Annotated in this window: 23 protein-coding genes and 1 pseudogene; 11 read left to right on the top strand and 13 right to left on the bottom strand. The window is 72.2% G+C overall.

What is annotated here, in order from left to right; all coding sequences use genetic code 11:
- Window positions 1-177: 177 nt before the first annotated feature.
- From ACWGJY_RS24845 to pgsA, 3 genes are read right to left on the bottom strand one after another with little or no spacing between them, the layout of a single operon-like run.
- Complete coding sequence (locus ACWGJY_RS24845; protein ID WP_453263041.1) at window positions 178-1,338, bottom strand: glycosyltransferase family 4 protein; 1,161 nt, start codon at window positions 1,336-1,338, stop codon at window positions 178-180.
- Complete coding sequence (locus ACWGJY_RS24840) at window positions 1,335-2,309, bottom strand: phosphatidylinositol mannoside acyltransferase (protein WP_453263040.1); 975 nt, start codon at window positions 2,307-2,309, stop codon at window positions 1,335-1,337. The genes ACWGJY_RS24845 and ACWGJY_RS24840 overlap by 4 nt, the downstream gene beginning before the upstream one ends.
- The gene (gene pgsA, locus ACWGJY_RS24835; RefSeq protein ID WP_453263039.1) at window positions 2,306-2,962 is read right to left on the bottom strand and encodes a phosphatidylinositol phosphate synthase; all 657 of its coding nucleotides are present in this window, start codon (window positions 2,960-2,962) and stop codon (window positions 2,306-2,308) included. The genes ACWGJY_RS24840 and pgsA overlap by 4 nt, the downstream gene beginning before the upstream one ends.
- Before the next feature lie 264 nt (window positions 2,963-3,226).
- Between pgsA and ACWGJY_RS24830 the strand changes: the two genes are divergently transcribed.
- A complete protein-coding gene (locus tag ACWGJY_RS24830; RefSeq protein ID WP_453263038.1) occupies window positions 3,227-5,425 on the top strand; it encodes an elongation factor G-like protein EF-G2 in 2,199 nt (732 codons plus the stop codon).
- A gap of 209 nt (window positions 5,426-5,634) precedes the next feature.
- Entirely contained in the window at window positions 5,635-7,290 is a 1,656-nt protein-coding gene (locus tag ACWGJY_RS24825; RefSeq protein ID WP_453263037.1) for a hypothetical protein, read from the top strand.
- A gap of 89 nt (window positions 7,291-7,379) precedes the next feature.
- Here ACWGJY_RS24825 and ACWGJY_RS24820 read toward each other — a convergent pair whose 3' ends face one another.
- The 3 genes from ACWGJY_RS24820 to ACWGJY_RS24810 form a co-directional block, all read right to left on the bottom strand.
- Complete coding sequence (locus tag ACWGJY_RS24820) at window positions 7,380-8,576, bottom strand: YncE family protein (RefSeq protein WP_453263036.1); 1,197 nt, start codon at window positions 8,574-8,576, stop codon at window positions 7,380-7,382.
- A complete protein-coding gene (locus tag ACWGJY_RS24815; protein ID WP_453263035.1) occupies window positions 8,576-9,376 on the bottom strand; it encodes a polysaccharide deacetylase family protein in 801 nt (266 codons plus the stop codon). The genes ACWGJY_RS24820 and ACWGJY_RS24815 overlap by 1 nt, the downstream gene beginning before the upstream one ends.
- Window positions 9,377-9,478: 102 nt before the next feature.
- Complete coding sequence (locus ACWGJY_RS24810) at window positions 9,479-10,036, bottom strand: HIT family protein (protein ID WP_453263034.1); 558 nt, start codon at window positions 10,034-10,036, stop codon at window positions 9,479-9,481.
- 67 nt (window positions 10,037-10,103) lie between these two features.
- Here ACWGJY_RS24810 and ACWGJY_RS24805 point away from each other — a divergent pair, with 67 nt between their 5' ends.
- Window positions 10,104-10,745: an ion channel gene (locus ACWGJY_RS24805; protein WP_453263033.1), complete on the top strand. Its 642-nt coding sequence runs from the start codon at window positions 10,104-10,106 to the stop codon at window positions 10,743-10,745.
- A gap of 52 nt (window positions 10,746-10,797) precedes the next feature.
- Here the strand turns inward: ACWGJY_RS24805 and thrS are convergent, their stop codons facing one another.
- The 6 genes and pseudogenes from thrS to ACWGJY_RS24775 form a co-directional block, all read right to left on the bottom strand.
- Window positions 10,798-12,777, bottom strand: a complete 1,980-nt coding sequence (thrS, locus tag ACWGJY_RS24800) for a threonine--tRNA ligase (protein ID WP_453263032.1) — start codon at window positions 12,775-12,777, stop codon at window positions 10,798-10,800.
- A 113-nt stretch (window positions 12,778-12,890) separates the two neighbouring features.
- Window positions 12,891-13,940, bottom strand: a pseudogene (locus tag ACWGJY_RS24795) (hypothetical protein); the annotation flags it as partial.
- A gap of 9 nt (window positions 13,941-13,949) precedes the next feature.
- The gene (locus ACWGJY_RS24790) at window positions 13,950-15,008 is read right to left on the bottom strand and encodes an NAD(P)H-dependent flavin oxidoreductase (protein WP_453263031.1); all 1,059 of its coding nucleotides are present in this window, start codon (window positions 15,006-15,008) and stop codon (window positions 13,950-13,952) included.
- Window positions 15,005-15,736, bottom strand: coding sequence for a CoA-transferase subunit beta (locus ACWGJY_RS24785; RefSeq protein WP_453263045.1), 732 nt, complete (start codon window positions 15,734-15,736; stop codon window positions 15,005-15,007). Before ACWGJY_RS24785 ends, ACWGJY_RS24790 begins: the two co-directional genes overlap by 4 nt.
- A gap of 11 nt (window positions 15,737-15,747) precedes the next feature.
- Window positions 15,748-16,587, bottom strand: a complete 840-nt coding sequence (locus tag ACWGJY_RS24780; protein WP_453263030.1) for a CoA transferase subunit A — start codon at window positions 16,585-16,587, stop codon at window positions 15,748-15,750.
- Between the two features lie 3 nt (window positions 16,588-16,590).
- Window positions 16,591-17,364, bottom strand: coding sequence for an enoyl-CoA hydratase family protein (locus ACWGJY_RS24775; protein WP_453263029.1), 774 nt, complete (start codon window positions 17,362-17,364; stop codon window positions 16,591-16,593).
- Window positions 17,365-17,447: 83 nt separating this feature from the next.
- Here ACWGJY_RS24775 and ACWGJY_RS24770 point away from each other — a divergent pair, with 83 nt between their 5' ends.
- Both ACWGJY_RS24770 and ACWGJY_RS24765 read left to right on the top strand, forming a co-directional pair.
- Entirely contained in the window at window positions 17,448-18,254 is an 807-nt protein-coding gene (locus tag ACWGJY_RS24770) for an SDR family oxidoreductase (protein ID WP_453263028.1), read from the top strand.
- A gap of 47 nt (window positions 18,255-18,301) precedes the next feature.
- Window positions 18,302-19,219 carry an SDR family oxidoreductase gene (locus ACWGJY_RS24765; protein WP_453263027.1) on the top strand — a complete coding sequence of 306 codons (918 nt, stop codon included), beginning with the start codon at window positions 18,302-18,304 and terminating at the stop codon, window positions 19,217-19,219.
- A gap of 94 nt (window positions 19,220-19,313) precedes the next feature.
- Here the strand turns inward: ACWGJY_RS24765 and ACWGJY_RS24760 are convergent, their stop codons facing one another.
- Complete coding sequence (locus ACWGJY_RS24760) at window positions 19,314-20,105, bottom strand: uracil-DNA glycosylase (protein WP_453263026.1); 792 nt, start codon at window positions 20,103-20,105, stop codon at window positions 19,314-19,316.
- A 247-nt stretch (window positions 20,106-20,352) separates the two neighbouring features.
- On the opposite strand from ACWGJY_RS24760, the gene ACWGJY_RS24755 reads away from it, so the two are divergent.
- The 6 genes from ACWGJY_RS24755 (at window position 20,353) to ACWGJY_RS24730 (ending at window position 26,326) form a co-directional block, all read left to right on the top strand.
- Entirely contained in the window at window positions 20,353-21,543 is a 1,191-nt protein-coding gene (locus ACWGJY_RS24755) for an NAD(P)/FAD-dependent oxidoreductase (protein WP_453263025.1), read from the top strand.
- A gap of 188 nt (window positions 21,544-21,731) precedes the next feature.
- Window positions 21,732-22,073: a (2Fe-2S)-binding protein gene (locus ACWGJY_RS24750; protein WP_453263024.1), complete on the top strand. Its 342-nt coding sequence runs from the start codon at window positions 21,732-21,734 to the stop codon at window positions 22,071-22,073.
- Window positions 22,054-23,448 (top strand): FAD/NAD(P)-dependent oxidoreductase, encoded by a 1,395-nt coding sequence (locus tag ACWGJY_RS24745; protein WP_453263023.1) that lies wholly within the window; start codon window positions 22,054-22,056, stop codon window positions 23,446-23,448. Before ACWGJY_RS24750 ends, ACWGJY_RS24745 begins: the two co-directional genes overlap by 20 nt.
- Window positions 23,449-23,522: 74 nt before the next feature.
- The gene (locus ACWGJY_RS24740) at window positions 23,523-24,419 is read left to right on the top strand and encodes a dihydrodipicolinate synthase family protein (RefSeq protein ID WP_453263022.1); all 897 of its coding nucleotides are present in this window, start codon (window positions 23,523-23,525) and stop codon (window positions 24,417-24,419) included.
- A 10-nt stretch (window positions 24,420-24,429) separates the two neighbouring features.
- Window positions 24,430-25,431 carry a proline racemase family protein gene (locus ACWGJY_RS24735; RefSeq protein WP_453263044.1) on the top strand — a complete coding sequence of 334 codons (1,002 nt, stop codon included), beginning with the start codon at window positions 24,430-24,432 and terminating at the stop codon, window positions 25,429-25,431.
- 178 nt (window positions 25,432-25,609) lie between these two features.
- Window positions 25,610-26,326 (top strand): GntR family transcriptional regulator, encoded by a 717-nt coding sequence (locus ACWGJY_RS24730; RefSeq protein ID WP_453263021.1) that lies wholly within the window; start codon window positions 25,610-25,612, stop codon window positions 26,324-26,326.
- Window positions 26,327-26,360 lie beyond the last annotated feature (34 nt).

Here is a 26,360-nt window from a genome sequence, read left to right as displayed (position 1 = left end):
GTTGTGGGGACGTAAAGCGAAGCAGTCCCCACAACGGCCCCTCCGGCCCGCCACCGCACCCACAGCCCCGCGCAGCGGACCCGCCCGCCGCAGGCGCAACGGCGAGACACCCCCACGGCGGGAAAGACGAAAACGTGGGGGCGAAGCCAAAGCGCAGCGGACCCCGTCGGAGACCCGTCACTCCTTGGCCAGCCAGCGCCGCGCCCGCAGGCCCACCCGTTCGTCCGTGGCCACGGAGGCCGCGCCGGTGGTGACCGTTTCATAGACGGCGAGGATGTCGGCGCCGACGGTTGACCAGTCGAAGCGGCGTACGTGGCGGGTGCCGCGTTCGCGCAGTTCCGCGAGGCGCGCCGGGTCACCGAGGAGTCGTACCGCCGCAGCGGCAAGCGCGTCGGCGTCCTCGTTGGTGAACAGTTCACCGGCCTCGCCCTGGTCCAGGACCTGGGCGAAGGCGTCGAGGTCGCTGGCCAGTACGGGCGCGCCGGCCGACATCGCCTCGACGAGGATGATGCCGAACGATTCGCCGCCCGTGTTGGGCGCGACATAGACATCGACGCTGCGCAGCAGCCGGGCCTTGTCCTCGTCGCTGACCATGCCGAGGAACTCGACCCGGGAACGCATCTCTGCGGGCAGCGCCGCGACCGCCTCTTCCTCGTCTCCGCGTCCGGCGACGAGCAGCCGGGCGTCCGGGACCTCGGCGAGGATCGCGGGCAGCGCCTTCATCAGGACCGGCAGGCCCTTGCGCGGTTCGTCGATCCGGCCGATGAAGCCGATCGTGCTGCCCTGCCACTCGGTCTTGGGTTCGGCCGAGCCGAAGAAGTCGACATCCACGCCGTTGGGGATGACCACCGCATCGCCACCGAGGTGTTCGACGAGGGTGCGGCGGGCGTATTCGCTCACCGCGATGCGTGCGCTGATCTTCTCCAGCGCGGGCTGCAGGATCGGATACGCGGCGATCATCGCCCGCGAGCGCGGGTTGGAGGTGTGGAAGGTCGCCACGATCGGACCCTGGGCCGCCCAGCACGAGAGCAGGCCGAGCGAGGGGGACGCCGGTTCGTGGATGTGGATCACGTCGAAGGCGCCGTGCTGCAGCCAGCGGCGGACCCGGGCCGCGGACAGGAAGCCGAAGTTGAGCCGGGCGACCGAGCCGTTGTACGGGACGGGGACGGCGCGGCCGGCGGGGACGACGTACGGCGGCAGGGGGGTCTCGTCGTCCGCGGGGGCGAGGACGGAGACCTCGTGACCGAGCCGGATCAGGTGCTCGGCCAGGTCCCGGATGTGGAACTGCACGCCGCCGGGGACGTCCCAGGCGTACGGGCAGACGATGCCGATCTTCACGCGGTCTCCGTTCCGGGCGCCCCGGGGCCGCCCGGAGCGCCGGACTGCTCGCGCGGCTCCAGGTCGGCGAGCCAGAGCCGCTGCAGCATGTGCCAGTCCTCGGGGTGGTCGGCGATGCCGGAGGCGAAGGCGTCGGCGAGCGCCTGGGTCATCCGGGCCGCCTTCTCGGCGCGGGTGCCGGCCTGCGGGACCTCGATCTCCGGGTGGACCCGGCCGCGCATGACAGGGGTGTCGTCGAACCAGAGGGTGACGGGCAGCAGCATCGCACCGGTCTGGAGGGCGAGTACCGCGGGGCCGGCCGGCATCTTCGCCGCCTCGCCGAAAAAGGTGACCTCTATCCCGGAGGCGGACAGGTCCCGGTCGGCGACCAGGCAGACCAGGCCGCCGGCCCGCAGCCGGCGGGCGAGCGTGCCGAAGGCAGAGCCGCCGGTGTGCGGCAGCACCTCCATGCCCAGCCCCTCGCGGTAGGCGACGAAGCGGTCGTAGAGGGATTCCGGCTTGAGACGCTGGGCGACGGTGGTGAAGGGGACACCGAGTTCGGTGGTGAGCCAGGCACCGGCGAGGTCGTAGTTGCCCATGTGCGGCAGCGCGAGGATCACGCCGCGGTCGCTCTTGAGCCCGTCCTCCAGGTGGTACACGTCCTCGGGCGTGAAACCGGCCCTTATCCGGTCCCTGCTCCAGGCCGGCAGCCGGAAGGACTCCATCCAGTAGCGCATGTACGAGCGCATCCCGGTCCGGGACAGCTCGGCGAGCCGCTGCGGTGTGGCGTCCGGAACGACCCGGGCGAGGTTCGCCTCCAGGCGCAGGATGCCCTTGCCACGGCGCTTCCAGGTCATGTCGGCGATCCGGCGGCCGAGCCGTACCGCACCGCCCTCGGGCAGCTTCTTGACGGTGCTCCAGGCCAGAGCGTAGAGCGCATCCGACAGAGTGCCGGTGTCGAACCGCGGCAGGCGGGTCCCGCGTGGACTCATGCGCTCTTTCCCCCTTGTGCGATGGCGTCGGCCTCGGCCGACTCCCGTCGTACCGTCACCACCCGCTGGCCCAGGGTGACGGCGCTGCCGATGCCCACGATCCACAGGGCGACCGGCAGCAGAATCCCGACGCCGGGCACCCCGAACGCGTGCAGACCCGACAGGCCGCAGGCGACCAGCGTGATCACCAGCCGCTCGGCGCGCTCCACCAGACCGTTGACGTTCACCGGCAGCCCGATGGCCTCGCCGCGTGCCTTGGTGTACGAGACCACCTGGCCGCTGGCGAGGCAGAAGATCGCCATCGCGCAGAGCATCAGGCTGTCGCCGCGCCCCGCGTACCAGAGGGCGAGCCCACCGAAGATCGCCGAGTCGGCGACCCGGTCGAGGGTGGAGTCGAGAAAGGCCCCCCAGCGGCTGGAGCGGCCCAGCTGCCGCGCCATGTTGCCGTCGACCAGGTCGGAGAAGACGAACAGGGTGATGACGACCGTGCCCCAGAAGAATCCGCCCTGCGGGTAGAAGACCAGGGCGCCGGCCACCACACCTCCGGTCCCGATGAGGGTGACCGCGTCCGGGCTGACGCCGATACGGATGAGCAGGGCGGCGAACGGCGTGAGAACACGCGTGAAGAAAGCACGCGCGTACTTGTTCAGCATGGCCTTCCCGGAGGTCGATACGGGCCGCGAGGTCAAGGGGCCACCGGCTGGCCCATCGTAGCCAGGAGGCCTCGGGCCACCACGAACGCATCGCGGCGCAGGGCGCATCCCCCGGCTCGGGGCCGCCGCCGCACGCCTGTGGACGCGCCCGCGGGCCCCGCACCGCCCCTTGGGAGCACCGGCCCCCTGTGCCATGTATGGACGCATCATGGCCTCGGTGGAAAGCTCGAATCACCGCAAAGTGTCGACCTGGAGGCGAGACACATGAGCGAGAAATCGAGTACCCACCCGGGAGCCGCCGGCAGGGCATCGACGGCCGGCCGGCCCACAGCCCTGCGCAATGTGGTGCTGGTCGGCCACAGCGGATCGGGGAAGACCACTCTGGTCGAGGCCCTCGCGCTGGCATCCGGCGCGGTCAACCGGGCGGGCCGGGTCGAGGACGGTGGGTGCCTGTCCGACTACGACGAGATCGAGCACCGCCAGCAACGCTCCGTACAGCTCTCCCTGGTCCCCGTCGACTGGGGCGGAATCAAGATCAATATCTTGGACACCCCCGGATACGCCGATTTCGTCGGGGAACTCAGGGCCGGTCTGCGGGCGGCGGACGCGGCCCTTTTCGTTGTCTCGGCGGCCGACGGCGTGGCCGGCGCGACCCGGATGCTCTGGGACGAGTGCGCGGCCGTCGGCATGCCGCGCGCGCTGGTCGTCACCCACCTGGAGGCGTCCCGCGCCGACTTCGACGAGATGACCCAGCTCTGCCGCACCTCGTTCGGCGGCGAGGACCCGGACGCCGTCGTCCCCCTCTACCTCCCGCTGTACGGGACGCCCGGCGCCGACGGCCATTCCCCCGTACACGGACTGATCGGCCTGCTCTCGCAACGGGTCTTCGACTACTCCTCCGGCGAACGCACCGAACGGGCCCCGACGGAGGACGAACTCCCGCAGATCGAGGCGGCCCGCAACCGCCTCATCGAGGCGGTCATCGCCGAGAGCGAGGACGAGTCCTTGATGGACCGCTATCTCGGCGGCGAGGAGATCGACATCAAGACCCTCATCGGGGATCTGGAGACGGCGGTCGCCCGCGGCGCCTTCCACCCCGTGCTGGCCGCGGCCCCGGCCGCCGAGGGCTCCCGGCAGGGCCTGGGCACGGTGGAGCTGCTGGAGCTGATCAGCGGCGGCTTCCCGACCCCCGCGGAGCGCGAGGCACCGGCCGTGACCAGCCCGGACGGCGCCGCGCGCCCGGCGCTGAGCTGTGACCCCGACGGTCCGCTCGCAGCCGAGGTGGTCAAGACCTCCTCCGACCCGTACGTCGGCCGGATCTCCCTCGTCCGCGTCTTCTCCGGCACCCTGCGCCCGGACGAGACGGTGCATGTCTCCGGCCACGGGCTGCAGGACCGGGGCCACGAGGACCACGACGTCGACGAGCGGGTGGGCGCGCTGTGCACCCCGTTCGGCAAGCAGCAGCGCCCGCTGCCCAAGGCCATCGCCGGCGATCTGGCCTGTGTGGCGAAGCTGACCCGCGCCGAGACCGGCGACACCCTCTCCCGCAAGGACGATCCGCTGCTGATGGAGCCCTGGACGATGCCGGACCCGCTGCTGCCGGTCGCCATCCAGGCACACAGCAAGGCCGACGAGGACAAGCTCTCGCAGGGCCTGGCCCGCCTCGTCGCGGAGGACCCGACGATGCGTCTGGAGCACAACCAGGACACCCATCAGGTGGTCCTGTGGTGCCTGGGCGAGGCGCATGTCGATGTCGCGCTGGAGCGGCTGCGGGCCCGCTACGGCGTCCAGGTGGACACGGTCGTGCACAAGGTGTCGCTGCGGGAGACCTTCGGCGCCGCCGCCGCGGGCCGCGGGCGCCATGTGAAGCAGTCCGGCGGCCACGGCCAGTTCGCGATCTGCGAGATCGAGATCGAGCCGCTGCCGGGCGGCTCCGGCATCGAGTTCGTGGACAAGGTCGTGGGCGGCGCGGTGCCCCGGCAGTTCATCCCCTCCGTGGAGAAGGGCGTACGCGCCCAGGCCGCGCGGGGGGTCGCCGCGGGGCATCCGCTGGTCGACATCCGCGTCACCCTGCTCGACGGCAAGGCGCACTCGGTCGACTCCTCGGACGCCGCGTTCCAGATGGCCGGCGCGCTGGCGCTGCGCGAGGCCGCCGGCGAGGTCCGGATCGACCTCCTCGAACCGGTGTCCGAGGTGAGCGTGATGGTTCCGGACGATTTCGTCGGCCAGGTGATGAGCGATCTGTCGGGGCGCCGCGGCCGGGTCGTGGGCACCGAGCAGTCAGGGGCGGGCCGCACGGTGGTGCGCGCCGAGGTGCCCGAGATCGAGATCGACCGGTACGCCGTCGACCTGCGCTCCCTCTCGCACGGCACCGGGCGGTTCTCCCGCGCTCATCTGCGTCATGAGCCGATGCCGCCGCAGCTCGCCGACAAGTGGCGGGAACAGTCCGAGAACGGCGCATAGTTAACGGCGGATCAGCCGTTGGGGCGGTCGCTGTCCGGCTCAACTCCCCTGGGCCGGACGGCGGCTGTACGCTGAGTGCCTGCCGTTGTACCGGGGGTCCGGCGGCAGGATGCGAGGTCACGGGCTCGAAGACTGGCTCTTGGCAGGTGTGCCGTCGGCGGAAGTCGGGAAGAGCCGCATCATCGGATGCGTGCGGTGTGGGGGCGGTAGTGGCAGACGGCTTTGATTTCAGTCCCGGGGCTCAGGTCCCGCTCTCGGGGAGTGCCGGGCAGACGGCGGCGACCCAGGCGCTGGCCTCGGCCGCCTATCGGGACAGCTTGCTCACCGATATCTCCAAGGCCGACTCCGACTCCGGCAAGTCCGCGATCAAGAAGCCCAAGCTGTCGCTGTTCGCGCCCAATCTCGGCGAGGCGTTCTCGCGCGCCGTGCAGGTACGGATGCTCGGCGGCGGGCGCGCCGCGCTCATCCAGTCCTTCGGGACCGAGCCGCAGACCATCGTCGAGCACTGTCTGTCCGCCACCCGCGTCCGCAAGCAGCGCGATGCCAAGCTGACGGTGCTGATGGTGCTGTTCGGGGTGCTGTTCCTGCCGGGTGTGCTGCTGTGGCTGGGCGCCTTCCAGCTCCGGAAGATGCTCTCCAAGGACGGGGCGGGCAGCGGTATCTCCCTGATCGGGGGGCTGTTGCTGACGGTGCTGGCCGGCGTCGGCCTGTTCTTCATGATCAAACTGCCGCTCAACGGCTTCTGGCCGATGTACGCCCGCGTCATGGTCATCGCCCCGATGATCGGCTGGTGGTGGGCCAAGCAGATCTGCGAGAAGACCGCGGTGGCCATGCGGGAGGCCTGGAAGGGGCTGCTGGAGGGCGGCGGTGTGGCCGCGAAGATCCCCGAGGCGGTGCCCCAGGACCCGAACCAGACCGCCGCCGAGACCCTCCGTCAGAATCTCGCCAAAATCTCCGCCGAGCAGAGCAGCAACGTCGTCTTCTACGCCGGCCCCAAGGGCATACTCGGCATGGGTACCCGCTGGGGCAGCTGGCAGCTCGCCGAGGAGCTCACACCGGCCCGGGAAGGCAGCGAGATCCACCCGTTCCGCAGCTGGGACGTCATCCGGGCGATCCACGACAAGCTGCGGCTGCTGGAGCGCAGTCCGCTGCACACCGGCGGATTCCCCGCGCCGTCCGTCCGCCACTGGATCGTCTCGCCGGTCGGCGAGAAGGCCGCCGCCGTCTCCCGCCCCGAGGGCACCCATGTCGAGGCGTACCAGATCCGCGGGCACGAGATAGAGCGGATCTGCAACGAGCAGCAGTTCGGCAGCGGCAACCGCCACTACCTCGGCGTCCAGTTCGTCCTGTGGGACGGCCAGTTGGTGATCACCCTGATGATCACCGTCACGGTGCTGCACGAGACCCTGCGCATCGAGGTGACCGGCTATGCCCTCGGCCCGGTCAACGGCCTGTTCACGACCAAACCGGAGCCCAAGACCAAGGACGTCGCCAAGGTCATCAAGTTCTGGGAGACCAAGACCCAGCACCTCCCGCTCATCGAGCCGCAGGAGGTGGTCCGGCTCGCCGCGCGCGCCCCGCTGACCTGGTTCCCGCCGGTCCTGGACTTCCTCGGCGGCAAGCTCACCCTCCCCGAGCCGTTCGGTCTGCGGCACGTCTGGGCCGACAAGCCCTGGCGCCACCGCTTCATGGCCGATGACGCACTGCGTGCCGCCACCCCGGTGCTGCGCACGGTCCACGCCGCCGCGATGAGCGTCCTCAAGGAGAACGGCGTGGACACCGAGCGCTTCACCAACCGCTCCCTGGTGCTCAGCGGCATGATCCAGGGAGTGGAGCCGCAGAAGGCGGACGAGTACAACGCCTAGGCGGGTGTCCCGGCACATCGGTGGCCGGCACATCGGTGGCCAGCACATCGGTGACCGGCCCTGGCGTGCACGTGCCCGGGGCGCAGGGGCTAGCGGAAGATGCCCGTGTGCCCCAGGGAGTACCGTCCCGGCTGCGGGTAGACCGCCAGCCCGTGCGGGCCCTGGCCGACGGGGATCTTGGCCAGGGTCTTGCCGCTACGGGTGTCCAGTGCGTAGACCTCGGAGTTGTAGCGGCCGGACAGCCACAGGACCTTGCCGTCGATGGACAGGCCGCCCATGTCGGGGCTGCCGCCGCCGCGGATGTGCCACTTGTCGACGAGGTCGCCGGTCTTGAAGTCGAGCCGGGAGATGGAGCCCTCGCCGCGGTTGGAGACATACATGTAGCGCGAGTCGCGGCTGACGTAGAGGCCGTGGGCGCCCTTGCCGGTCGGCATGAGCCTGGGCTGTGCGAAGGTGTCGCCGTTGAGGACCCAGATGCCGTCGGCCATCATGTCGGCGACGTACCAGGTCTTGCCGTCCGGGGAGATCTTCACGTCCTGCGGCATCGCCCCGTCGAACGGCAGCTTCTGCTGGCCGATCACCTTCATCTTCTCGGTGTCGACCTTGAGCAGTTCACCGGAGAACTCGCAGGAGACGATGAAGTACCGCCCGTCCGGCGAGAAGTCGGCGTGGTTGACGCCCCCGCAGCTGACCGGCAGCGTCTTGCGGATCTCCATGGTGTGCGGGTCGCGGAAGACCAGCTGCCGGTCCATCGAGGCCATCACGATGGCGTACTTCCCATTGGGCGTGAAGTAGAGGTTGTACGGGTCGTGGACCCTGACGGGCTTGCCGGCCTTGCCCGTGGCCGGGTCGATGGGGGTCAGGTCGTGTCCGCGGTTGTTGTTGACCCAGAGCGTCTTCAGGTCCCATGACGGCACGACATGCTGCGGCTGTACGCCCACCGGAATGGTCTCGATGACCTTGTAGGTCTTGGGGTCGATCACGCTGACCGTGTCGGAGCCGGTGTTGGGCACATAGACCCGCGAGGGGAAGTCCTTGACCTGCGGCGCCAGCCTGCCCGGCCGGTCCGCCGCGTAGAGGTCGTGCGCGTCCAGCAGCGGCGGCATCCCCGGCAGGCCCGGCTTGGCGGCCTGGACCGGGGCGCGTTCGACCGGCCGTTGGCCGTGGGTGGCCGGTGTGGACTCGCTGCAGCCCGCCGCCACCAGCGCGCAGGCCGCGGCGAGCAGCGCGGCCCCGTGGCGCGCGCGCAGTCTTGGACGGTCGTGGGTACGGTTCCGGTCAGCCATCAGGTCACTAGCTCCGTTGTCGTCACCGCGCGCAGACCGCGCCGGCGGAGGCCGTCGAGGATCGGGGGCAGCGCGGCCACCGTGCCGGCGTGCCCGAGGTGGAGGCTCACGACCGAGCCCGGCTCGACGGCGTCCAGGACCGTGCGCTGGACGGCCGGGGCTCCGGGGTCGTTCGCGTCGAGGGAGTCCACGTCGTAGGACAGGACATGCGGATAGCCGGCCTTACGGGCCAGCGCGGCCACCAGCTCCGTGGCCCGCTGGGCCTGCGAGGGACGGAACCAGCTGCCGATGGTTCCGGTGAGTGCGCGCAGCCGGTCGGCGCACTGGCTGATCTCGGCGTATGCCTGGGCAGCCGGCAGGGCGCAGATATTGCGGTGGTGCATGGTGTGATTGCCCAGCTCATGGCCGCCGTCGAGGATCCTGCGGGCCATCGCGGGCTGCTCGTCGAGCCAGTCGCCGATGGCGAGCACGGTCACCTTGGCTCCGGCCCGCTCGGCCTCGCCGAGCAGGGCGGCCGCCATCTTGGGGTCGCCCCTGCCGTGGAAAGTCAGGGCGACCGCATGGCCGTTCCGCGGCCCGTGTGCGATCTGTACGGGCAGGCCGGGCACCCGGGTCGGCGGCCGGGCGGCATGGGCGCGGGCGGGTGGGGCATGGCCCGCCCCGGAGGCGCTCGGCCCGCCGGCGGACCGTACGGCGCCGGGGTCCTCGTCCCGGTGCGGGTCGCAGGCCGACACCAGCGCACCGGCGGCCGCGGCCGAGGCAGCCGCGCGCAGCACGGAGCGGCGGTCTAGGGAAGTCACCACCCCATTAGAGAGGTAACTAATCCGAATTAGGGCGATCTACCCGATTCGCCCTAGTGCGTGTCGCCTCGGAGGCCGGCCGAGGCCGAGGCCGCGGAGGCCCTACGCGGGCCAGGCGTCGGCGAGCATCGCCCGGGTGTCGGCGAGGAGTTGGGGCAGGACCTTGGTGTGGCCGACCACCGGCATGAAGTTGGTGTCGCCGCCCCAGCGCGGGACGACATGCTGGTGGAGATGGGCCGCGATCCCGGCGCCGGCGACGGTGCCCTGGTTCATCCCGATATTGAAGCCGTGCGCCCCCGAGGCGGTGCGCAGCGCGGTCATCGCCCGCTTCGTCAGCTCGGCCAGCTCCGCGGTCTCCGGTCCGTCCAGCTCCGTGTAGTCGGCGACATGCCGGAACGGGACGATCATGAGGTGCCCGCCGTTGTACGGGTACAGATTGAGCACCGCGTAGACGTACCTGCCGCGCGCGATCACGAGGCCGTCCTCGTCCGACTTCGCGGGGATCACGCAGAACGGACAGCCGTCGCCGGCCCCCGGGCCGGTCGGCTTGTTCTCACCCTGGATGTAAGCCATCCGGTGGGGCGTCCACAGGCGCTGGAAGGCGTCCTGCGTCCCGACTCCGATCTGCTGCTCCGGCTCGCTTGTCATACGGGTCAGCATATTGCTTCGCCCGTTGGCACCGTGTCGTTGGGGCGTGTACCACGACCCGCTCCGCGATGCTGGGCCGGTGGACAGGGAAACGCGGTTGCAGGAATGGGAACGGAAGGCCCAGCCGTACCTCTTCGTCGCCTCGCTCCTCTTCCTCACCTCCTACACCGTCCGCGTCCTGATCCCCGGCCTCTCCCCCCTCTGGAATGCCCTGTGGGAGACCGTCACGGCCTTGAGCTGGGGCGTCTTCGTGGCGGAGTACCTGGCACGGCTGGTGTACAGCGAGGACCGGGCCCACTTCGTGCGCACCCGCTGGCTGGACCTGGTCGTCACCGTGCTGCCGCTGCTGCGGCCGCTGCGCATGGTCGATCTGCACGAGCGGATGCAGCAGCGCAGGGCGCGGCCCCGGCTCGCCCTGGAAGCACGGGTGATGACCTACTCCACGCTCGCGACGATGCTGCTGGGATTCGCCGCCAGCCTCGCGGTGTACCACGACGAGCGCTCCGCCCCGCACGCCAACATCCACACCTTCGGCGACGCGGTGTGGTGGGCCTGTTCGACGCTGACGACGACGGGGTACGGCGACGCCACCCCTGTCACCCTGCGCGGCCGGGTGGTCGCGGTGGGGCTGATGTTCGTCGGGGTCGCCCTGGTGGGAGCGGTGGTGGGCTCCTTCTCCTCCTACCTGCTGCGCAGCTTCCGGCTGGACGGCGAGAGATGACCGAGGCCCCGGAGTGCGGTCCGCTCTCCGGGGCCTCGTGTGCACACGGGCGTCACACCTGGACGCGGCGCTCCACGACGTCGAGGATCTCTGCGATCGCCTCGTCACGCGGGATGCCGTTCTTCTGCGATCCGTCGCGGTAGCGGAAGGAGACCGCGCCGGCCTCCATGTCCTCGTCACCGGCGATGACCATGAACGGGACCTTGGCCTTCTGCGCGTTACGGATCTTCTTCTGCATCCGGTCCGACGAGGAGTCCACCTCCATCCGCAGCCCCTTGGCCTTTGCCTGCGCGGCGAACTCGTGCAGATACGGCACATGGGCGTCGCCGATCGGGATGCAGGTCGCCTGCACCGGCGCCAGCCAGGCCGGGAAGGCTCCCGCGTAGTGCTCCAGCAGCACCGCGAAGAACCGCTCGATCGAGCCGAACAGCGCGCGGTGGATCATGACCGGACGCTGCTTGGAGCCGTCGGCCGAGGTGTACTCCAGGTCGAACCGCTCCGGCAGGTTGAAGTCCAGCTGGATGGTCGACATCTGCCAGGTACGGCCGATGGCGTCCTTGGTCTGCACGGAGATCTTCGGCCCGTAGAACGCGGCGCCGCCCGGGTCCGGGACCAGCGGAAGCCCCTGCTTCTCGGCCACCCGGCGCAGCGTCTCGGTGGCCTCCTCCCAGGCCTCGTCCGAGCCGACGGACTTCTCCGGGTCCTTGGTGGACAGCTCCAGGTAGAAGTCGCTCAGACCGTAGTCGCGCAGCAGGTCGAGCACGAAGGTGAGCGTGGCGTCCAGCTCGTCCGCCATCTGCTCCTTGGTGCAGTAGATGTGCGCGTCGTCCTGGGTGAAGCCGCGGGCGCGGGTCAGGCCGTGCACGACGCCCGACTTCTCGTAGCGGTACACGGTCCCGAACTCGAAGAGGCGCAGCGGCAGTTCACGGTACGAGCGGCCGCGCGCGTCGAAGATCAGGTTGTGCATCGGGCAGTTCATGGGCTTGAGGTAGTAGTCGACGCCCTCGTCGAGCTGCATGGGCGGGTACATGCCGTCGGCGTACCAGTCCAGGTGGCCCGACTTCTCGAACAGCTTCCCCTTGGTGGCGTGCGGGGTGTAGACGAACTCGTACCCCGACTCCTCGTGGCGCCGGCGGGAGTAGTCCTCCATGACCCGGCGGATGATGCCGCCCTTGGGGTGGAAGACCGCCAGCCCCGAGCCGATGTCCTCGGGAATGGAGAACAGGTCGAGTTCGGCACCGAGCTTGCGGTGGTCGCGCTTCTCGGCCTCGGCGAGGAACTCCAGATGCGCCTTGAGCTCGTCCTTGGTCGGCCAGGCGGTGCCGTAGATCCGCTGCAGCTGCTTGTTCTTCTCACTGCCGCGCCAGTAGGCGGCGGCCGAGCGCATCAGCTTGAACGCCGGGATGGCGCGGGTGCTGGGCAGGTGCGGACCGCGGCAGAGGTCCTTCCAGCACAGCTCGCCGGTCTTCGCGTCGAGGTTGTCGTAGATGGTCAGCTCGCCGGCGCCGACCTCGGCGGAGGCACCCTCGGCGGCGTCCGCGGCCGAGCCCTTGAGCCCGATCAGCTCGATCTTGTAAGGCTCGTCCGCCAGCTCCTCGCGCGCGGCGTCGTCGCTGACCGCCCGGCGCGCGAACTTCTGCCCGCGCTTCTGGATCTCCTGCATCTTCTTCTCGATGCGCTTGAGATCGTCCGGGTGGAACGGGGTCTCGACGTCGAAGTCGTAGTAGAAGCCGTCCTTGATCGGCGGGCCGATGCCGAGCTTCGCCTCCGGGAACAGCTCCTGCACGGCCTGCGCCATCACATGTGCGGTGGAGTGCCGCAGGATGTTCAGACCGTCCTCGGAGGTGATCTCGACGGGTTCGACCGCGTCACCGTCGGCGACCTCGTACGCCAGGTCCTTCAGCTCCCCGGCCACCCGCGCGGCCACGACACCGCGCTCGCCCTGGAAGAGGTCGGCGGCCGTAGTGCCCGTGGTCACCACGCGTTCTTCCCGCTCGGAATCGCGTTGGACGGTCACACGGACGTCTGACACCGGTCTCTCCTGACTCATGTCTCTTTCGCGTCAGCGATTGCTGCGCAGGCGAATCGTACCGAGCCACCGGACCGGACCGCGAAACGGTTTCACCACCCCCGGCTCGCACGCCGCTATTCCTCGGCGCCGCACGCCTCCTCGAAGAAGTCGAGGTTCTCCTGCAGCGACTTCAGCAGCCGGTCCCGCTCGGCCTCGTCGACCTGTACGGGCGTGACATCGCGGCCGCCGGTGATCCGGCGGAACCCGCCCCGGCTCTCCAGCCGCCCGCTCACCCGGACCGGCAGTCCCACCAGGTGCGCATGCCCGGCGATGCGGTAGTCCTCCTCCCCCAGCGCGACCCGCACCTGCACCACGTCCGCGCCGGTGATCACCCGCAGCCGCACCGTGCCGGGCCCGCCCGGCCGTTCCCTGCGCAGCCGTATCACGGCGCCGGTCACCCGGACCGGCAGCGACGGCTCGTCGCGGACGTAGCGCTGGGCGGCCTGCTGCAGCGCGGGCAGATCACCGGGCGAGAACTCCACCGGTTCGGGACGGGCCGGGCAGCCGGCCGGGGCACCGGCCCCCGGCGACCACTCGACCGCGATCCGCACCCCCTCCGCGTCCCGCACCAGCGCGATCAGCGCCTGGACCAGCTCATGGCAGACCCCCAGCTCGACGGCCGCGTCGAAGGCCTCCATCCCGCCGGTGGCCCGCTGGTAGTCGGTGGCGTCACGGGCCGCGTGCAGGGCCCGCTGCAGTCCGGCGACCGCACCGCGCCCGCCGCGCACCGGGACGAACGCGGTCAGCCGGCGCCCGGCCGCCGCCGGGCCGACCAGCACCTCGCCCATGAACGCCTCGGCCTGCCGTTTGTGCCGGGCGCCGTAGTAGCCGGCCCGGCCGTACGTCCCCAGCGCCCCGGCGACCAGCATCGAGCGGGCCGCGCCGCGCAGCTGCTCCTGGGCGACCCAGAACGCGGCCCCCGAGCCGCCGTCAGGGACCTCGCGCTCCCAGCGCACCTCGTCGCTGGGCACCGCGAGCCCCACCAGCACCTCGCGCGCGAAGGGCGCGGCGCTCTGCGCCAGCGCCGCCAGCGCCTCCGCGAGCAGCTCCCCGCTGTCGGGGAAGCGGCGGTCGTGGGGGGCCCCCCGCGCGGGGGGGGCCCCCCCCCCCCCGGGCCGGCCGCGGCGCCCCGCTCAGCGCGGCAGCGCACCCAGCACCGCGCGCGCCTCGGCCATGACCCGGTCGACCAGCTCGGCGCAGGACGGCAGATCCCCGATCACCCCGGCGACCTGGCCGGAGGCCATCACCCCGAGGTCGGTACGGCCCTCCACCATCGACGCCTTGAGCAGCATCGGGGTGTTGGCGGCCAGCAGGACCTGGCTCCAGGAGAGGTCCCTGCCGTGTTTCATCGCCAGGCCGTCACGGACCAGCTGCGGCCAGCTCAGGCCGGACAGCTTCCGGAACGACGCGGCCCGGCGGACCGCCGTGAGCAGCGCGGTGGCACGCCCGGACCGCTCCAGCGCCTCGACCAGCTCGCTGCGCAGCATCCGGTGCGGCAGGCCGTCCACCTTCGTGGTGACGGTGACGTCCTGGACGGCCGCCGCCAGATAGCGGTCCTGTACGGCCTGCGGCACGGTGCTGTCCGACGTCAGCAGGAAGCGGGTGCCCATGGCGACACCGGCCGCGCCGTAGGCGAGCGCCGCGACCAGGCCCCGGCCGTCGAAGAAGCCGCCCGCGGCGATCACCGGGATGCCGACCGCGTCCACGACCTGCGGAAGCAGCACGCTGGTGGCGACGTTCCCGGTATGGCCGCCGCCCTCCCCGCCCTGGACGATGACCGCGTCCGCACCCCAGCCGGCGACCTTCTCGGCATGGCGGCGGGCGCCGACGGACGGGATGACGACGATTCCCGCGTCCTTCAGCCGGGCGATCAGCTCACGGGAGGGAGCCAGGGCGAACGAGGCGACCCGTACGCCCTCCTCCACCAGGAGCCGTACCCGCTCACCCGCGTCGCCCGCGTCCGCCCGCAGATTGACCCCGAAGGGCGCATCCGTACGGGACTTGACCTCGCGGACCGCCGCGCGCAGCTGCCCGACGGTCATGGTGGCCGAGGCCAGAATCCCGAGGGCACCCGCCCCGGCCGCCGCCGAGACCAGCCGGGGGCCCGCCACCCACCCCATGCCGGTCTGCACGAGGGGATGGCGCACCCCGACGAGCTTCGTCAGCGGTGTCTCGATCCTGATGTCCGTCATGCCGCCGGCACCTCGCCCTCGCGCAGTCCCTCCGGGTCGAGGACCGTACGGATCAGGTGCAGCTCGGTGGCGGTGGGCTCCCGGGTGCGGGGTACCTCGCCGGGCAGTGCGAGCGGGAATCCGGTGGCCTCCTGGATCTGCTCGACCGTCACACCGGGATGGACGGAGGCCAGCCGCATGGTGTGGTCCGGGGTCTCGAAGTCGAAGACACCGAGGTCGGAGACGACGCGCGGAATGCGGTGGTAGCGGGTCGCGGACGGACCGGCGGCGGCCGCGCTGTCGTATCCCACCCCGCTGATCATGTCGACCTTCTCGACGAAGACCCGCCTGGAGTGCTTCGGTACCCAGTAACTGACCGGATTGTTGAGGGTGTTGACCGGGGCGCCGCGGACGCCGAGCAGCTGGCGGTCGGGCCGCTGCCAGTCGCCGATGCAGGAGATGTTCTGGTTGCCGAAGCGGTCGAGCTGGCTTGCGCCCATCATCACATGGCGCCGGCCGCCGGAGACCATGGTGAGGTGCTGACGGTAGGGCAGCCACCCTTCGGCCGATCCGTCGGGGCCGACGATCAGGGCCTCGCCGTCGGTGAGGAGCAGATCGGGCGAGAAGGTGCGGCGGGCGAGCCGGGCACCGACCGACGGAATCAGGCCCATCGGGCTGGCGAGCACCTCGCCGTTGTCGCGCCAGGCGTCGGCGCAGGCGATCACGCAGTACTCGGCGCGGGTGACCATGCGGGCAGCGCTCACTTCTGCTCCTCGTGCCAGGTCTGGACTGCGGACCGGTACGCCTTCTCGTCCCCGGACAGGAACCGCTCGGCGAACTGCGGCCAGGGCGTGGTCGCATAGAGCCTCTGGAAGGGCTCGTCGCGGCCGTAGTCGGGAACGCAGGAGGTGAAGTGCGCACCGTCCGGGGTCTCGACGACCCCGGTGACCGAGTGCCGCTTGACCAGAAGGGTCTGCGGGGCGGCCGCGGCGAAGTCGTCCACGAGCCGCTCGCAGGAGACGTACGCGGTATCCGCCGCCTCGCAGAACAGGTCGTCGAAGTACGGGTCGGGGCCCAGGTACTGGCCGTTGCCGAGCCGGTCGGCACGGTTGACGTGGACCAGCGCCGCGTCCATCCGCAGGGCCGGCATCGCGACGAAGGTCTCACCGTCCCCGTACGGCGAAGTGACCGTTCTGAGGCCCGGGTTGACGCGCATCACGTCCGAGCCGAGACCGGACCGTACGGGCAGAAACGGCAGCCGGTTGGCGGCGGCGTGCAGGCCCCACATGAACATCGCCTCGTCGATCTCCCTCAGCTCGAACGCACCGCGCTGACGGGCCGCCCGGAAGTGGGGTTCGAGGGGGATCGAGTCGAGGGTCGCGAACGCCGCGACCAGTGTGCGGATCCGGCCCGCGGCGGCGAGCAGGCCGACATCGGGACCGCCGTAGGAGACCACGGTCAGATCGGTGAGGTCGGAGCGGAGCAGCGCCCGCACCAGCGCCATCGGCTTGCGGCGCGAACCCCAGCCGCCGATGCCCAGGGTCATGCCGCTGCGCAGCCGGGAGACGACGTCCTCGGGCGTCATGGTCTTGTCGGTCACGGATCAGCCTTCCTTCGTCGGGGTGCCGCCCGGCGCACCGAAGGTGCCGCGGACGCGATCGGCGACTCCGCTGAGATTCGCCTCGAACGTGAAGCCCTGCTCGAAGCGGTAGCTGCGCCGTACGTCGACGGGGTCGATGCCGTTGAGGGCGGCCTTGGCCAGACGCAGGAGGAAGCCGTCCTTCCGCGCGATCTCCCGCGCCAGGTCCCGTGCGGCGCCCGGCAGTTGTGCGCGCGGGACGACCTGCCAGACGGACCCGTGCGCCAGCAGTTCGGCGGCGGTGGCGGTCCGCGAGGTGTAGTAGAGCGCGCGCATCAGGTGCTGTGGGACCAGCCGGGCCAGATGGGTGGCCGCGCCGAGCGCGCCGCGGTCCAGCTCCGGAAGCCCGAACGTGGCGTCGTCGCTGGCCACGATCGCATCCGCGTTCCCGGCCAGGCCGATCCCCCCGCCCAGACAGAAGCCGTGCACCGCCGCGACGACGGGTACCTCGCACTCGTAGACCGCCGAAAACGCCTCGGCGCAGCCGCGGTTGGCGCCGAGCAGGGCCCCGTGCCCGCCGGACGCGGTGTCCCGCTGCATCTCCTTGATGTCGACCCCCGCGTTGAAGCCGCGGCCCTCCGCGGTGAGGACGACGCAGCGGATGCCGGGATCCCGGCCGGCCACGCGCACGGCCTCGGCGAGGTCGTACCAGCCCTGTACGGGAAGGGCGTTGACCGGAGGGAAGTCGGCGGTGACCACGGCGATGCCGTGTTCCGGCTTGGAGGTGGAGACACCCATGAGCAGATCAGCTACCTTTCCACCAAGCGTTTGTTAGGTAGCGAAGTTAGCAGCGGATGAAGCGCTGCGGGAGGGGTCTTGGTGTGAGCCTGGCTCTTGATCTGACCGGTCGGCTCGCCGTCGTCACCGGCGGCACCCGGGGCGTCGGCGCAGGTATTGCCCGCGCCTTCCTGCGGGCCGGCGCGGAGGTCGTGGTCTGTGCCCGGCGGCCGCCGGACACCCCGGTCGCGGCGGCCGGCCGCCGCGCGCACTACCACCCCGTTGACCTGCGCGACCCGGCCGCGGTACGCGCCTTCTTCGTGCAACTGACCGCCGAGTACGGCCGGTTGGACTGCCTGGTCAACAACGCCGGCGGCACCCCGTACCGGCTGCTCGCGGAGACGGACACCGAGCGGCACTCCCGGGTCCTCGCCCTCAACCTCCTCGCGCCGCTGACCGCCTCGCTCGCCGCCTACGAGGTGCTGCGGGACCGCCCGGCCGGCGGTTCGGTCATCATGATCGGCAGCGTCAGCGGCACCCGCCCCTCGCCCGGCACCGCCGCCTACGGCGCCGCCAAGGCGGGCCTGGAGCACCTCGCCCGCTCCATGGCCGTCGAATGGGCCCCCGAGGTCCGGGTCAACACCCTCGTCCTCGGCATGGTGCGCACCGAACTCTCCGCTCGGCACTACGGCGACGAGGCGGGTGTCGCGGCCGTCGGCGCCACCGTCCCGCTCGGCCGCCTCGCCGAACCCGCCGAGATCGGCGACGCCTGCGTCTTCCTCGCCTCCGACCGCGCCGCGTATCTGACCGGCGCGAGTCTCCTGGTGCACGGCGGCGGGGAACGCCCCGCCTTCCTCGACGCCGCCACCGTCAACCACCCCACCACGCCCGACGCCCCCAAGGACACCTGACATGACCGGAAGAGGAGCACGGACATGACCGGAAAAGGAGCAAGGACATGACCGGCACCGGAATCTGCGCGGGGCGCGTGGCCGCCGTCACCGGAGCCGGCCGTGGCCTCGGCCGCGCCCACGCCCTGGCCCTCGCCGCCGAAGGCGCCCGGGTCGTGGTCAACGACCTCGGGGTGGCTCCCGACGGCGCCGGCGCCTCGGCCGGCCCCGCCCAGCAGGTCGCCGACGAGATCCGCGCCCGTGGCGGCCGGGCCGTCGCCCACACCGGCGACATCACCACCACCGACGGCGCCGCCTCGCTCGTCACCACCGCCCTGGAGACCTTCGGCCGCCTCGACGCCCTCGTCAACAACGCCGGATTCCTGCGCGACCGGATGCTGGTCAACCTCGACGAGGACGACTGGGACGCCGTCATCCGCGTCCACCTCACAGGGCACTTCCTGCCGCTGCGGCACGCCGCGGCGCACTGGCGGGCCGAGGCCAAGGCCGGCCGCACGCCCGACGCGCGGATCATCAACACCAGCTCGGGCGCCGGGCTGCTCGGCAGCGTCGGCCAGGGCAACTACTCCGCCGCCAAGGCCGGCATCCTCGGCCTCACCCTCGTCGCCGCGGCCGAACTGGCCCGCTACGGCGTGCAGATCAACGCCGTCGCGCCGGCCGCCCGTACCCGGATGACCGAGCAGACCTTCGCCGAGACGATGGCGGCACCCGCCGAGGGGGAGTTCGACGCGATGGCCCCGGAGAATGTCTCCCCGCTGGTGGTCTGGCTGGCCTCGGCCGACAGCGCCGGGATCACCGGCCGGGTCTTCGAGGCCGAGGCCGGCCGGATCACCGTGATGGAGGGCTGGCGCCCCGGCCCCACCGCGGACGGAAAGAGCCGCTGGACACCGGCCGCGGCGGGCAGGACGGCCCGCGAGCTGCTGGCTGCCGCGCCGGATCCGCAGCCGGTGTACGGCGCGCGGTGACGCGCGACGCCGCGGGCCGCCCTCGGTCCCTCAGCTGTCCCCGGCCGGTGACCGGCAGCCCCGCACCTGCCGCGGACGGGGCGTCAGTCCGGCGTCAGTCCTCCGGGGACCCCAGCCCCGCGAGTCCCGCGGCGCGGGCGAGCAGATCGACGAGCATGTCGAAGGTGAGCCGGCCGGTGAACGTATTGCGGCGGCTGGGGTGGTAGCTCCCGAGCACCTGGAGTTCCCGCCGCCGGCCGGTGGCGGGCAGGGCCAGCTGCACCCCGTGCCCGAACCCGGGGCGGGGCCGCGGGAGCGGCCACCCCGCATCCCCCAGTACGGGCAGCAGCGCCTGCCAGCCGAAGGCACCCAGCACCACGACCGCACGCAGGTGGGGGCTGAGGAGTTCCAGCTCCGCCGACAGCCACGGCCGGCAGGTGCGCCGCTCGGCGGGCGTCGGCTTGTTGTCCGGCGGAGCACAGTGGACCGGCCCGGTGACCCGCACTCCGTACAGCTCCAGTCCGTCGCCCCGGTGCGTCGCGGTGGGCCGGGAGGCCAGACCGACCGCATGGAGTGCGGCGAACAGGAAGTCACCGGAGGCGTCGCCGGTGAACATCCGGCCGGTGCGATTGCCGCCGTGCGCGGCCGGCGCGAGCCCCACGAGGGCCAGCGCCGCATCGGGCGGCCCGAATCCCGGCACGGGCCGCGCCCAGTACTCCTGGTCCCGGAACGCCGCCCGCGGATGTGCCGCGGCCTCCTCGCGCCATTCCACCAGCCGGGGACAGGCGCGGCAGCGGACCAGCTGCGCGTCGAGGTCCATGAGCCCGTCGCACCGCTTCGCGTGATAGCCGGGGAAGGCCGCCTCGTCACTGCCCGGCGGCGACCCCGCCGCGCCGGTTTCGTTCATCCCTCCACGCTAAGGGGTGCCGGCACACTCCCTGGACGTGGCGAGGTGGTGTGCCGTGCCGTCCGGCCGGGGAGAACAACGGCGCCGACAGCTCCCGGCCCGGAGGGCGGTCACCGTGGAGGACGTCCGCCACGCTGCCGCGCGGCCTTGCTCGCCATCCGGCGCCTCGGGGCCGTCAGGGGTGCGCGGGAGCCGAGATCCGCCAAGTCCCCTTTCCCGGCTCTGTGTTGTGTGACATATTACTGACGTGCCCACGAGACACGGACAGCCCCTGGACGCTCCGGATGTGGTGATCGTCGGCGCCGGAGTGGTCGGTGCCGCCTGTGCCTACTACGCCGGCCGGTCCGGCCTCTCCGTCGCCGTCGTCGACCGCGGACCCGTCGCGGGCGGCACCACCGGCGCCGGTGAGGGGAATCTGCTCGTCTCCGACAAGGAACCGGGCCCCGAACTCGATCTCGCGCTGCTCTCCCTCCGGCTGTGGCGCGAACTCGCCGCGGAACTCCCGCCGGAGATCGAGTACGAGACGAAGGGCGGACTGGTCGTCGCCGCCGACGAGGCGGGTATGGCGGCCCTGAACTCGTTCCGCGCGGCCCAGGGCCGGGCGGGCGTGCGGAGCACCTGTCTGGCGGCCGGCCGGCTGCGGGACGCCGAACCGCATCTGGCGCCCGGCCTCGCCGGGGGCGTGCTCTATCCGCAGGACGCCCAGGTCCAACCCGCCCTGGCCGCCGCCCATCTGCTGCGCGCCTCCGGAGCCCGGCTGCATCTGGGTGCGGAGGTCACGGCCGTGCTGCGGGGGCCCGGGGGAGCGGTACGGGGTGTCCGTACCCCGCGGGGCGACCTCCTCGCCCCCGCGGTCGTCAACGCCACCGGCACCTGGGCCGGCCGGCTGGCCTCGCTCGCGGGAGTGCGTGTCCCCGTTCTGCCCCGCCGGGGATATGTGCTGGTCACCGAGCCGCTGCCATGTGTCGTACGCCGCAAGGTCTATGCCGCGGACTATGTCGCCGATGTGGCCAGCGGTTCGGCCGCGCTCCAGACCTCCGCCGTCGTCGAGGGCACCGCGGCGGGCCCGGTCCTGATCGGTGCCAGCCGGGAACGCATCGGCTTCGACCGCACGCTGTCGGTTGAGGTACTGCGCCGGCTCGCCGCCCAGGCGGCGGCCCTGTTCCCCGTATTGGCGGGCGTCCGGGTGATCCGCACCTACCAGGGCTTTCGCCCCTACCTTCCCGACCATCTCCCGGCCATCGGCCCCGACCCACGCCTCTCCGGGCTGCTGCACGCCTGTGGCCACGAGGGCGCGGGCGTCGGCTTGGCCCCGGCCACGGGCCGGCTGATCGCCGCCGCGCTGACGGGGACGCCCGGCCCGCTGGATGCGCAGCCGTTCCGCCCGGACCGTTTCCCCGAAGGGGCGGGGCTGCGGGGAGAGGCCGGCCCGGGATGAGCGGGCCGGAGCCGGGGACGGGCCGGAGCCGGGGCCCGGACGGGGGGCGGGGCCGGGGAGGGACGGGGCCGAGCCGGAGGGACCCCGGCCGGCCGGCGCGCCAGGGCCGCAACGGCCGACCGGCCGTCTTTCCGGCCCCGTCACCGCCTCACCACCCGCACCCACCACGCAGCGGAAGGAGCCCGGGTATGACCCCTGGCCGCACCCCCGCCGGCCTCGTCCGGAACCTCGCAGACCTCGTACGGGCCGCGCCGGGACCGGCGTTCGAGATCAGCCTCGACGGGCGGCCGCTGTCCGCGCTGCCCGGACAGAGCATCGCCGCCGCACTCTGGGCGGCCGGTGTGCTCTCCTGGCGGACCACCCGGCGCGGCGGGCGCCCGCGCGGGGCCTTCTGCGGAATCGGCTCCTGCTTCGACTGTCTGGCCACCGTCAACGGCCGGCCCAACCAACGGGCCTGCCTGGTGCCCGCCCGGCCCGGGGACGCGATCACCACCCAGGAGGGACACGGGCGTGCCGATCTCACCGTCTGACACCCACGACCTCGCCGTCATCGGCGCGGGACCGGCCGGACTCGCCGCCGCCGTCACCGCGGCCGGCCTCGGGCTCAGCGTGGCGCTCGTCGATGCGGCAGCCCGGCCCGGCGGACAGTTCTACCGCCGGCCCGCTCCCGGACTGGGCGCCGCCCGCCCCGAGGCCCTGCATCACTCCTGGCGCGCCTTCGCCCGGCGCCTCGCCCGGCTGGACGAGCAGCTCGCCGCCGGCCGGGTCCGGCACTTCGCCGCACACCATGTCTGGGCCGTGACCCGGGATGCGGCGCACTGGACCGTGCACGCGGTGACCGGGCCCGACGGAGCGCAGGGGCGCGCCGAGGTGGCCGCGCGGACGGTGCTCCTCGCCACCGGTGCCCATGAGCGTCAACTGCCCTTCCCCGGCTGGACCGTGCCCGGTGTCGTGGGTGCGGGCGGCGTGCAGGCCATGCTCAAGGCGGGGCTGGTGCTGCCGGGGCGGCGGATCGTGGTCGCGGGCAGCGGGCCCCTGCTGCTCGCGGTGGCCGGAACGCTCGCCACGGCCGGCGCCACGGTGCCGGTCGTCGCCGAGGCGAGCGGTTACGCCGGATATGCCCGCGCCCCGCGCGCGCTGGCCGCCAACCCCCGCAAGCTCGCCGAAGGGGCGGCGCACGCGGCCACTCTGCTCCGCCACGGCATACGTCTGCGTTCCCGCAGTGCGGTCACCGCCGTGCACGGCACCCACCGGGTCGAGGCCGTCACCCTGACCCGGCTCGACCGGGACTGGCGGCCGCTGCCCGGGACCGGACTGCGCATCCCGTGCGACGCGCTCGCCGTCGGCCATGGGCTCGTACCGCAACTGGAGCTGGCCACCGGCCTGGGCTGTGCCACCCGCCGCACCCCGGACGGCAGCTGTGCGCTGGTCCTCGACGAGCAGCAGCGGACCACGGTCGAGGGGGTCTGGGCGGCCGGTGAGACCGGGGGTATCGGGGGCGCGGAACTCGCCTTCACCGAAGGTGAGTTGGCGGCGTACAGCATCGCGCGCAAGGCGCCCGGCGGAGCGCTGCGGCGTCGCCGGGGCCGGTTGCGCCGGTTCGCCCGGACCATGGCCGCCGCCCATGCGCCGCGCCCCGGCTGGACCGGCTGGCTGCGCGAGGACACCGACGTCTGCCGCTGCGAGGAGGTCACGGCCGGCCGGATCGGGGAAGCCGTCGCCGTCCTCGGCGCCCGCGACACCCGCACCGTCAAACTCCTCACCCGGGCCGGAATGGGCTGGTGCCAGGGGCGGATGTGCGGCCCGGCCGTGGCCCGGCTGGCGGGGGAGGCCGGGCCCGCGGCCGACCGCCGGCCCCTCGCCTGTCCCGTCGTACTGGGCGAACTCGCCCGCGAGCGGGGGTAGTTCCTCTTCTGCGGGTCTTGGCAAGCCGCTACGACGCTCAATAAAATGTCACACCTCATAGAAGGAGACTCCGTATGGTCACGCGCACCCGTCCCTGGCACGGCATCATGGTCGCCACCACCCTCCCCTTCCGCGACGACCTCTCCATCGACCACGACGCCTACGCCGCCCAGGTCGCCCGCCTCATCGCCGCCGGCTGCGACGGTGTCGTCCCCAACGGCTCCCTGGGCGAGTACCAGACGCTCACCGACGACGAGCGGGCCGAAGTCGTGCGCACCGCCGTGGAAGCCGCCGGTGACGGGGACCGGGTGATGGCCGGTGTCTCCGCCTACGGCAGCGCCGCGTCGCGCCACTGGGCCGAGCGGGCGGCCGAGGCGGGCGCCGGTTCCGTCCTGCTGCTGCCGCCCAACGGCTACCGCGCCGAACCGTCCGCGGTCCGTGCCCACTTCGCCGAGGTGGCCGCGGTCGGCCTGCCCGTCGTCGCCTACAACAACCCCTTCGACACCAAGGTCGACCTCACCCCCGGCCTGCTGGCCGAGCTGCACGACGACGGCAGCATCGTCGCCGTCAAGGAGTTCAGCGGCGATGTCCGCAGGGCCTACGAGATCGCCGAAGTCGCCCCGGAACTGGACCTGTTGATCGGCGCCGACGATGTGCTGCTCGAACTCGCCCTGGCCGGCGCCGTCGGCTGGATCGCCGGCTTCCCGAACGCACTGCCCGAGGCCTGCGGCGCTCTCTACCGGTCCGCGATGGCCGGCGACCTCGACACCGCGGTGCCCCTCTACCGCGCCCTGCACCCGCTGCTGCGCTGGGACTCCAAGCCCGCCTTCGTGCAGGCGATCAAGCTCGCCATGGACCTCGCCGGGCACCACGGCGGCCCGGCCCGCCCGCCCCGCTCCCCGCTCGCCGCCGACCAGTCGGCCGCGCTGCGCGCCGTCACCGGCAAGCTCCTCGCCGGTGACCACCACTGAGAGGACCGCGATGCGCACCCGCCATGTCTTCCATGCCGTCGACTCCCACACCGAGGGCATGCCCACCCGCGTGATCACCGGCGGCGTCGGCACCCTCCCCGGCGCCACCATGGCCGAACGCCGCCGGTACTTCGCCGAGCACCGCGACGCCCTCCGTACGCTCCTGATGTACGAGCCGCGTGGCCACGCCGCCATGAGCGGCGCGGTACTCCAGCCGCCGACCCGGCCCGACGCGGACTACGGGGTCCTCTTCATCGAGGTCTCCGGCCTCCTCCCGATGTGCGGGCACGGAACCATCGGGGTGGCCACCGTCCTCGTCGAGACCGGCATGGTGGAGGTGCACGAACCCGTGACCACGGTCCGGCTCGACACCCCCGCCGGGCTGGTCACCGCCGAGGTGGCGGTGAAGGACGGGGCGGCCACGGCCGTCACCCTCACCAATGTGCCCGCCTTCTGCGCCGGACTCGACCGCAAGGTCACCGTCCCGGGCTACGGCACCCTCGGCTACGACCTCGCCTACGGCGGCAACTTCTACGCGATCCTGCCGCTGGACAGCGTCGGACTCCCCTTCGACCGGGCCCGTAAGGACGACATCCTCGCCGCCGGCCTCGCCCTCATCGACGCGGTGAACGCCACCGACCGGCCGGTCCATCCCGAGGACGAGCGGATCGGCGGACTCAAGCACGTCTACTTCGCCGCCCCGGGGTCCAACGCCACCCGCTCCCGGCATGCGATGGCCATCCACCCCGGATGGTTCGACCGCTCGCCGTGCGGCACGGGCACCTCCGCGCGGATGGCGCAGCTGCATGCACGCGGCGAACTGCCCCTCCACCAGGACTTCGTCAACGAGTCGTTCATCGGCACGGAGTTCACCGGCCGCCTCGTCGCCAAGACCACGGTCGGCTCGCTCCCGGCCGTCGTCCCCACCGTCACCGGCCGGGCCTGGGTGACCGGCACCGCGCAGTACTTCCTCGACCCGTCCGACCCGTTCCCCGCGGGGTTTCTGCTGTGACCGGCCGTGCCTGCGGGGTGGTGCCGTGACGACCCGCGGGGTGGTGCCGTGACGACCGGCCGTGCCCCCGGGGTGGTGCCGTGACCACCGGGCGCGCTCCCGTCCGGTGGGCGCCACCAGGGAGTCTGCGTAACGTGACATTGTACGCTGGCACTCCGCGTCAACTCGGAGGACCACGATGGGTGAACTCAAGCACCGCAGCCTGATCACCGCTCAGGAGCGGCTCCGCGACCAGGTCGCCCATCAGCTGCGCGCGGCCCTGATCGCCGGGGAACTCCGCCCGGGGTCGGTCTACTCGGCCCCGGGCCTCGCCGCCGACTTCGGTGTCTCCGCCACCCCGGTGCGTGAGGCGATGCTCGACCTGGCCCGGGAGGGACTGGTCGAACCGGTCCGCAACAAGGGCTTCCGGATCACCGAGGTGAGCGAGCGCGATCTCGACCAGTACACCGAGATCCGTGCCCTGATCGAGGTCCCGGTCATCGGCCAGGTCACCCGTACCGCGGACCGGGCGCAGTTGGAGGCGCTCCGGCCGACCGCCCTGGAGATCATCGCCGCCGCCCGCGCGCACGACCTCATCGGCTATCTGGAGGCCGACCGCCGCTTCCATCTCGAACTGCTCGGCCTGAGCGGCAATGACCGCCTGGTCGAGACGGTCGGCGAACTGCGCAAGCGCTCCCGCCTCTACGGCCTCACCCGTCTCGATGAGCGCAACCAACTGCTGCCCTCCGCCGAGGAGCACAGGGAACTGCTGGACGTGATGCTGACGGGCGATGCCGAGGCGGCCGAGTCCTGTATGGCCCGTCACCTCGGCCATGTCCGCTCGCTGTGGGCCCGGGGCCGCGACGAACCGCTGATGCCGCGCCCCCTGCGCGCGCCGGGCGTCCGCCGGGCCTGACCGGCCCGCAGGCCGGGCCCGCACGTCAGAACCG

The organism is Streptomyces sp. NPDC054765 (genome assembly GCF_053612065.1).
This window is presented reverse-complemented; position numbering and strand designations above follow the sequence as displayed.